This window comes from Streptococcus sanguinis SK355, from assembly GCF_000212855.1.
In the GTDB taxonomy this organism is placed as follows: Bacteria; Bacillota; Bacilli; order Lactobacillales; family Streptococcaceae; genus Streptococcus; species Streptococcus sanguinis_A.
In genome coordinates, this window is the sequence record NZ_GL890993.1 from 1,707,984 (window position 1) to 1,716,754 (window position 8,771).

An 8,771-nucleotide genomic window follows, 5' to 3' on the forward strand; every position below is an offset into this window, starting at 1 on the left:
CACCTTTTTACTATGAAAAATCTCTTTTATTTTGTTTTGGATCAGGAAGGACAATATTGTATTTTTCTCGCATTCAGCAACAGTAGAGCATGTCTGTTTAAAGAAAGTAAACCATCAAAAAAGATAGAGAGAGGTTGGTGAATCGTACGATTTAAAACAAAATTATTTATATTACTTTAAAATAAGCCTTAAATCTGTGGATAAGTGAGGAATTTGCTAAAAATCTTCAAAGATTTTTCGATTTATTTCGTTTTTCAAATCAACTTACCGTGAAAAGTTAAAAATCTTGTGGAGCGGGCTATTTACGTATATAATGATAAAGCATGAAAAAAATTAAGGAGATTCCTGTGATTAAAAAAGGTGCCTTGACAGGCTTGCTCTTATTTGGAATATTTTTTGGTGCTGGGAACTTGATTTTCCCGCCTTCGCTTGGAACATTATCTGGTCAGCATTTTTGGCCAGCTATTGCAGGATTTGTCTTGTCTGGGGTTGGACTTGCTGTTCTGACTTTGATTATTGGAACACTCAATCCTAAAGGCTATATCCACGAGATTTCTCAGAAGATTGCGCCTTGGTTTGCTATTGTCTATCTTGTAGCCTTGTATCTGTCAATCGGTCCCTTTTTTGCTATTCCGCGGACAGCGACAGTAGCCTATGAAGTTGGTATCGCTCCTATGCTGTCTAAAAATATGACAGGTATCGGATTGATTGTTTTCACGACACTTTACTTTGCGGCGGCTTATCTGATTTCTTTGAATCCATCTAAGATTTTGGATCGGATTGGACGTATTCTGACGCCTGTCTTTGCAGTTTTGATTATTATCTTAGTAATTCTAGGAGCTTTGAAATACGGCTCAAATGCACCTCAGCAGGCTTCGCAAGCTTATTCTGCGTCAGCTTTTGGGCAAGGGTTCTTGGAAGGTTATAACACTTTGGATGCCTTGGCTTCCGTGGCCTTTAGCGTAATCGCAGTAACGACTCTAAATCAGCTAGGTTTCAAGAATAAAAAAGAATATGTTTCAACCATCTGGGTTGTTGGTTTGATGGTGGCGTTAGGCTTTAGCGCCATGTATATAGGTTTGGCTTTTCTAGGCAATCATTTCCCAGTTCCAGCTGAGATTATTGCCAAAGGAAATCCTGGTGTTTATGTCCTGTCGCAGGCGACACAGGCTATTTTTGGACCTACAGCACAGATTTTCCTTGCAGCTATGGTTACTGTGACTTGTTTCACCACAACAGCAGGACTTATTGTATCGACTGGAGAATTCTTCCATAAAACTTTCCCTAAGGTGTCTTATAAAGTTTACGCAACTGTCTTTACTTTGATCGGGTTTGCGATTGCTAATCTTGGCCTTAATGCTATTATTCAATATTCAGTTCCGGTACTGCAAATTCTTTATCCAATTACCATTGTTATCGTGCTGATTGTCATTGTCAATAAATTCTTGCCACTGTCCAAAATCGGTATGCAATTAACGGTGGCAGCAGTGACTCTGATTTCCTTTGCTGGTGTTCTTGGGGAGCAGTTCCATATCACTAGGATAAGTGATATTATAAACTCACTTCCATTTGCTCAGGCATCCCTGCCTTGGTTGGTGCCAGCTCTAGTTGGAATCCTGCTTTCTCTCTTTTTGCCAAACAAGCAGAAGAGTGAGCGTTTTGAGATGGAGAGCTAATAGATAACATCCGCCACAATGTGGTGGATGTTTTGCCAAATCCAGAAATCTCAAGCAAGATAACATCAAATTCAAGTTTTTTCAAATCTTTCTCCCTATTTTTAGGGAGATTTTTATTTTATACTAGAGTCAGAATTTGATAGAGAGGTTTTTGAAATGGCAACAAGTTTTTTGTTCTTTATTTCTGTTTTTCTGGCGGGGATTCTATCTTTTTTCTCGCCCTGTATTTTACCGCTTATGCCAGTCTATGTAGGGATTCTGCTGGATTCAGATCAGCCGAAAACAGTTCGGTTTATGGGAAGGGATTTTTCTTGGTACGGTCTAGTTAAGACGCTCAGCTTTATCGCTGGCTTATCAACTGTATTCTTGGTTTTAGGCTACGGAGCTGGCGCTCTAGGGCAAGTCCTCTATGCCCCTTGGTTTCGCTACGTTCTGGGCGGGATTGTCATTCTACTGGGAATTCACCAGATGGGGATCATCAATATCCAGCAGCTGCAAAAGCAAAAGAGCATCCAACTTAAAAAGAATAGTAAAAGAAGTGATTTTCTTAACGCTTTTCTCTTGGGGATTACCTTTAGCTTTGGTTGGACGCCCTGTGTGGGACCTGTTCTGAGTTCTGTTTTAGCAATTGCAGCTTCTGGAGGTAACGGCGCTCTTCAGGGAGGTTTGCTTATGTTGGTTTATACACTTGGATTAGCCCTTCCATTTCTAGCTATGGCTTTGGCTTCCGGCTGGGTATTACAGCGCTTTGCGAAACTCAAACCTTATATGGGAACACTTAAGAAAATCGGCGGTGCACTCATCATTCTCATGGGAATTTTGTTAATGCTTGGAAATCTCAATATCCTAGCATCGTTATTTGGATAAATATTGTATAATTAAAGGAGAAACATCATGAAAAAAATCACTACACTTACAATCGCTGCACTTAGTATCTTTGTCCTAGCTGCCTGCTCTAATCAAAAATCAGATTCTGATATGAAGAAGATGGATGACAGCAGCATGATGAAGAAGGATGATATGAAAAAAGATGACATGAAGAAAGAAGATATGAAGAAAGAAGATATGAAAGACTCTAGCATGTCCGATGATAAAATGAAAAAGGATGATATGAAGGATTCTTCTATGATGTCCGACAGTAAGTCTGACATGAAAGATGATATGAAATCAAGCGATTCAAACATGAAGGATGAAATGAAAGATTCATCCGAAATGTCATCTGACAAATAAGAATTCCACCATAGGAAAGAAAGTCGTCAGCTTTGTCGGCTTTCTCCTTGTTTTGAGAGGAAAGAAAACGATGAAAAAATTATCCATTTTAACTGTTAGTCTGCTTTGTGCAGGCTTACTGGGAGCTTGCTCAAATCAGAAAATGAACTCGGAAATTTCTAAAAGTGATAAAAGTTCCATGACTAGCAAGTCAAATTCTAACCAAGCTACAAAAATGGTTAAGGACTTCGCTTTGCAAGGAGTAGATGGCAAGACCTACAAGCTTTCTGATTTTAAAGGAAAGAAAGTCTATTTGAAGTTTTGGGCTTCCTGGTGCTCTATCTGTCTATCCACACTTGGAGATACCAATGATTTGGCTAAGGAGCAGTCAGGAAAAGATTATGTTGTGCTGACGGTGGTGTCTCCGACTTTTAACGGAGAAAAGTCTGCCGATGATTTCAAGGAATGGTATAAGTCTTTGGATTACAAAGACTTCCCAGTTCTCATGGACATCAAGGGAGAATTGCTGAAAGAATATAGTATTCGCTCTTATCCATCTGCTCTTTTTGTTGGCAGCGATAGCTCTCTTGCCAAGACACATATTGGCTACATGAGCAAGGAAGATATTGAGAAAACACTAAAGGAAATCAAGTAGAAAGGTGCAATGAACATGGAAGGAAAATGGAAAATTCTTCTGGTTATGCTTGGCTTGCTTGTCTGCTTTGGACTGGTCTATGTGATTGCAGGGAATGGTAAGCAATCATCTCCAGAACAGATCAAGAAAGCATCTATGAGTAAGACAGAAGCTGTATCCCAACAAAAGCAAGAAGATGTCAAGGAAGAAGATAAGCGGGAGATTTATCTGGCTGGCGGCTGTTTCTGGGGAGTAGAAGAGTACTTTTCTCGTGTGCCAGGTGTACTTGATGCAGTGTCAGGCTATGCAAATGGTAAGGGTGACACGACCAAATATGAATTGGTCTCTCAAACTGGTCACGCTGAGACGGTAAAAATTACCTATAACGTTAAAAAGATATCTCTCAAAGAAATCTTACTACATTATTTCCGCATCATTGATCCAACTTCTAAAAACAAGCAGGGAAATGATCAGGGTACCCAGTATCGAACAGGTGTTTATTATAAGGACGAAGCTGATCTTGATACTATTAATCAAGTCTTTGATGAGATTGCTAAGAAATATGATAAGCCTTTGGCTGTTGAAAAAGAAGCTCTGAAAAACTTTATCAAAGCAGAAGATTATCATCAGGATTACCTAAAAAAGAATCCTAATGGATATTGCCATATTGATGTCAATCAAGCTGCTTACCCAGCTATCGAAGCTAGTCGCTATCCAAAGCCTAGCGATGAAGAGATTAAGTCCAAGCTCTCTCCAGAAGAATACGCAGTCACACAAAAGAATGACACAGAGCGGGCTTTTTCTAATCGCTATTGGGATAAGTTCGATGCTGGTATCTATGTGGATGTGGTGACAGGCGAGCCTCTATTTTCATCAAAGGATAAGTTTGATTCTGGCTGCGGTTGGCCGAGTTTCACCCGTCCTATCAGTCCAGATGTAGCGACTTACAAGGAAGACAAGAGTTTCAATATGACACGGACAGAGGTTCGTAGCCGAGTTGGAAATTCGCATCTGGGCCATGTTTTCACTGACGGCCCTAAGGACAAGGGCGGCCTGCGCTATTGCATCAATAGTCTGTCAATTAAGTTCATTCCAAAAGCTGAGATGGAGGAGAAGGGCTACGGTTATCTTTTGGATTATGTTTAAGAGCATTTTGTTTGAAAATTTGCTATAATAAATCCAGTATAAATAAGGAGTTGAATCTTGTGTATTCAATTATGATTGTAGAGGATGAGTATCTGGTAAGACAGGGGATTGCGTCCTTGGTAGACTATGAACAGTTTGGTATGCAAGTCATTGCCCAAGCTGAAAATGGAAGAGAAGCTTGGCAGAAGTTTCAGGGAAATCCTGCTGACATCCTGCTGACCGATATCAATATGCCACAGATGAACGGCCTCGAACTGGCCAAGCTAGTCAGAGACCAGGCTCCTAAGTGCCATATCGTTTTTCTGACGGGCTATGATGATTTTGACTATGCTCGGACTGCCATTAAGCTAGGTGCAGATGACTATCTTCTCAAGCCATTTTCCAAGGATGATGTTGAGGAGATGTTGGCCAAGCTGCAGAATAAGCTTGATAAGGAACGTAAAAAAGCACAGATTCAAAGCTTGGTCGATCAGGGGCAGCACTCTGAGTTGGAAGAGGCTATTCATGCGCGTCTAGCAGATTCAGAATTAAGTCTGAAAAGTTTGGCTTTCCAATTGGGGTTTAGTCCGTCCTATCTTAGCGTTCTTATCAAAAAAGAATTAGGCTTGCCCTTTCAAGATTATCTGATCCAAGTGCGGATGAAAAAAGCCAAACTCTTACTCTTAACTACAGATTTGAAGATTTATGAAATAGCAGAGCAGGTAGGTTTTGAAGATATGAACTATTTTTCTCAGCGCTTCAAGCAGGTGGTTGGGCTGACACCTCGGCAGTTTAAAAAAGGAGAGGAGAAATGAAACGATATCCGCTTCTTATCCAGTTGATTGTCTATATTTTTCTGTTGGTTCTTTTACTCTTGGGGGTTGTTGGGAGTCTTTACTATCAGACTAGCTCGGGGACTATTCGACAGCTGACAGAGCGGACGACGCGTAATAGTATGGAGCAAAGCGGGCAGTTCATTGCTTCCTATTTGCAGAAATTAAAACAAACCACCTCCACACTGAGCAAGGAAGAAACGATTCGGAAGTTTGCTCAGAATCAAGAAAGTAGTGAAACGTCAGTTCAGTCTTTGATGAAAACCATTATTGAGACAGATCCGGATTTGGTGTCAGCAGTTTTGGTTACCAAGGACGGGCGCGTGGTATCGACAGATACTCAAATTAGCATGCAGACATCTTCTGATATGATGAATGAAAAATGGTATCAGGAAGCGGTTCATACCAGAGCCATGCCTGTCTTGACTCCTGCTCGCAAGGAGTCTCTATCATCAGAGAAGGAGAAGTGGGTTGTTTCCGTCACTCAGGAAGTGGTGGATGAAGCAGGGCAGAATCTCGGTGTTTTGCGTCTGGATATCGGCTATAACAGTCTCAAAGCCTATCTGGATCGGCTTCAGCTAGGGAAGAAAGGCTTTAGTTTTATTGTCAATAGCCAGCATGAATTTGTCTATCATCCTAAGAAGAGTGTTTATTCATCCAGTCAGGAAATGAAAGCGATGCAGCCCTATATCTCAGTCAAGGACGGTTACGCAGACCAGAAACAGGCTTTCGTCTACCAGATTGATATTGCGGACAGCGACTGGACTTTAATTGGCGTCGCTTCATTAGAGCAGTTGCAGATGCTTCAGTCACAGATGCTTTATTCTTTTGTGGGAATGGGCATTTTAGCACTCCTGCTGTGCTTGACTGGTATTTGGTTTGTCCTACGTTTGTGGATTAAACCCCTGCAGAATCTACAGGCTGTTATTCTAAAGATTGGGGCAGGTGACTCAAACCTTCGGGCAGAAGCAAAGGGTTCTCCAGAGTTGGTTGACTTGGCTCAGCAGTTCAATAAAATGCTGGATCAGATTGAACAGCTGATGGAAGCTGTCAAGACTGAAGAACAAAACGTCCGACGCTATGAGCTCCGAGCTCTCTCAGCTCAAATCAACCCCCATTTCCTTTATAATACCTTAGATACGATTGTCTGGATGGCTGAGTTTAATGACAGCAAGCGTGTTGTTGAGGTAACAAAATCACTCGCTCAGTATTTCCGTTTGGCGCTTAATCAAGGGCACGAACAGATTTCTCTTAGAGATGAGATTGATCACGTTCGTCAGTATCTCTTTATCCAGAAGCAGCGCTATGGTGACAAGCTCCAATATGAGATTGAAGAGGATGAATCTATAGCTGATTATAAACTGCCCAAGCTGGTACTTCAGCCTTTGGTTGAAAATGCTATCTATCATGGCATCAAGGAAATTGACAGACAGGGCATGATTCGGGTGACATCGGTAGCAGAAGAGAGGCAGCTGATATTGTCTATCTATGATAATGGCCGAGGCTTTGATGTCAAGACCTCTATGGATGCGACTCTCCTTCGTTTAGGTGGTGTCGGCCTGAAAAATGTCGATCAACGCTTAAGATTGCAGTTCGGAGACGACTACCATATGGAAATCCAGTCCGAACCAGATAAATTTACCCAGATTAGTCTTTATTTGCCACTAGTTGCAGATGATTAGGTCTATTAAGTTTTAAAATATTCAAGCCGGTAGGATTTTCTCCGGCTTTTTACTGTTTGAAAAAAATGCACTGGTTTTGCTGTTCATCAAGCGAAATTTTCTCTTTTCTACTCTCATGAGTTTGCAAGAAAATTACCATAGCGGATTTGTGAAAAATCTATAAGATTCATTTATAATGATAAGTGAATGTATATTCTACGTAAGTAGTTAGAGGAGAGAAAATGGAATCACCTTTATTTTTTGTTTCAGTTTTTTTAGCTGGTATTTTGTCCTTCTTTTCCCCTTGTATTTTTCCCTTATTGCCGGTTTATATTGGCATTTTATTGGATGACAAGGAGGTCAAGACCCTGAAAGTATTTGGTCGGGAGCTTGCTTGGCAAGGCATGGTTAGAACACTGTTTTTCATTGCAGGCATCTCAACAGTCTTTTTTTTGCTAGGCTTTGGAGCTGGCTTTCTAGGAACAATTATATACAGTTCTACCTTTCGTTATGTGATGGGCGGCCTTATCATTCTGCTAGGTCTGCATCAGATGGAACTAATTAATATTCGTCAGTTACAGTTTCAAAAGAGTTTGACTTTCAAAAAGAATGGCCAGAAACATCATTTTTGGTCTGCATTCTTATTGGGTATTACCTTTAGCTTTGGTTGGACTCCCTGCATTGGACCAATCCTCAGCTCATCTTGGCTTTGGCATCTAGCTTTGTTATGCAGTATTTTAATAAAATCAAGCCTTATATGGGCCTGATGAAGAAAATTGGCGGAGCCCTGATTATTCTGATGGGAATTCTGCTGATGTTAGTACAGCTTAATGCCCTGTCTGGACTTTTTGGATAAAAGGAGAAAGAAATATGAAAAAAATCGTTACATTATTAGCAACTGTATCAGCTGCAGCCTTTTTGGCAGCCTGCTCGGAACAGGAGGATAAGCCTATGACTATGCCTACAAGCAGTAGTTCATCTAGCGAGGTTGCTCAGACAAGCACAGTCACCCAAGCAGCTGTCGGTCAAGAGGCACCTGACTTTACTCTGCAGTCTATGGATGGAAAAACAGTCAAACTTTCTGACTATAAAGGCAAGAAAGTTTATCTAAAATTCTGGGCTTCTTGGTGTGGACCTTGTAAGAAGAGTATGCCAGAATTGGTCGAATTGGCTGGAAAAACGGATCGTGATTTCGAAATCTTGACAGTTGTAGCACCAGGTCTCCAAGGAGAGAAATCTGTTGAGGAATTTCCAAAATGGTTTCAAGAACAAGGTTATAAAGATGTACCAGTTCTGTTTGATACTTCAGGAGAAATTTTCCAAGCCTATCAGATCCGCAGTATCCCGACTGAAATCCTCATTGACAGTCAAGGGAAAATCGGTAAAATCCAGTTTGGCGCTATCAGTAATGCTGATGCAGAAGCAGCTTTCAAAGAAATGAAATAAAGCAAAAAGAGGCTGGGACAAAAGTCCTAGCCTCTCAATTGTCTTTGGATTGTCGAGCAAGACGCAGTGGTTGAGTGGGCTTTACTACGCTGATTTCATCAGCTTTTACAGCCCTACTCAACTGTGCGGAGGTGGGACGACGAAATCGAATTCTAACGAATTACCGATTTCTGTCCCACTCTCTTTT

General features: G+C 41.0%; 8 protein-coding genes and 1 pseudogene. All 9 read left to right on the forward strand.

Going from position 1 to position 8,771, the window contains the following annotated elements; translation table 11 throughout:
• The first annotated feature begins 347 nt into the window (after positions 1-347).
• The 9 genes and pseudogenes from brnQ (at position 348) to sdbB (ending at position 8,584) form a co-directional block, all read left to right on the forward strand.
• Positions 348-1,676: a branched-chain amino acid transport system II carrier protein gene (brnQ, locus tag HMPREF9389_RS03210; protein WP_032906530.1), complete on the forward strand. Its 1,329-nt coding sequence runs from the start codon at positions 348-350 to the stop codon at positions 1,674-1,676.
• 156 nt (positions 1,677-1,832) lie between these two features.
• Complete coding sequence (gene ccdA2, locus HMPREF9389_RS03205; protein WP_002930373.1) at positions 1,833-2,543, forward strand: thiol-disulfide oxidoreductase-associated membrane protein CcdA2; 711 nt, start codon at positions 1,833-1,835, stop codon at positions 2,541-2,543.
• A 27-nt stretch (positions 2,544-2,570) separates the two neighbouring features.
• Positions 2,571-2,906, forward strand: coding sequence for a hypothetical protein (locus HMPREF9389_RS03200; protein ID WP_002930375.1), 336 nt, complete (start codon positions 2,571-2,573; stop codon positions 2,904-2,906).
• 70 nt (positions 2,907-2,976) lie between these two features.
• Positions 2,977-3,540, forward strand: a complete 564-nt coding sequence (locus HMPREF9389_RS03195) for a redoxin domain-containing protein (RefSeq protein ID WP_002930377.1) — start codon at positions 2,977-2,979, stop codon at positions 3,538-3,540.
• A gap of 15 nt (positions 3,541-3,555) precedes the next feature.
• Positions 3,556-4,665, forward strand: coding sequence for a peptide-methionine (R)-S-oxide reductase MsrB (msrB, locus tag HMPREF9389_RS03190; protein ID WP_032906532.1), 1,110 nt, complete (start codon positions 3,556-3,558; stop codon positions 4,663-4,665).
• Between the two features lie 59 nt (positions 4,666-4,724).
• A complete protein-coding gene (locus HMPREF9389_RS03185) occupies positions 4,725-5,459 on the forward strand; it encodes a response regulator transcription factor (protein WP_002930381.1) in 735 nt (244 codons plus the stop codon).
• On the forward strand, positions 5,456-7,159 hold the full coding sequence (locus tag HMPREF9389_RS03180; protein ID WP_002930382.1) for a cache domain-containing sensor histidine kinase: 1,704 nt from the start codon (positions 5,456-5,458) through the stop codon (positions 7,157-7,159). Before HMPREF9389_RS03185 ends, HMPREF9389_RS03180 begins: the two co-directional genes overlap by 4 nt.
• Before the next feature lie 221 nt (positions 7,160-7,380).
• Positions 7,381-7,994 (forward strand): annotated as a pseudogene (locus HMPREF9389_RS03175) (cytochrome c biogenesis CcdA family protein).
• A 14-nt stretch (positions 7,995-8,008) separates the two neighbouring features.
• The gene (gene sdbB, locus HMPREF9389_RS03170; protein WP_002930386.1) at positions 8,009-8,584 is read left to right on the forward strand and encodes a thiol-disulfide oxidoreductase-associated lipoprotein SdbB; all 576 of its coding nucleotides are present in this window, start codon (positions 8,009-8,011) and stop codon (positions 8,582-8,584) included.
• Positions 8,585-8,771: the final 187 nt, after the last annotated feature.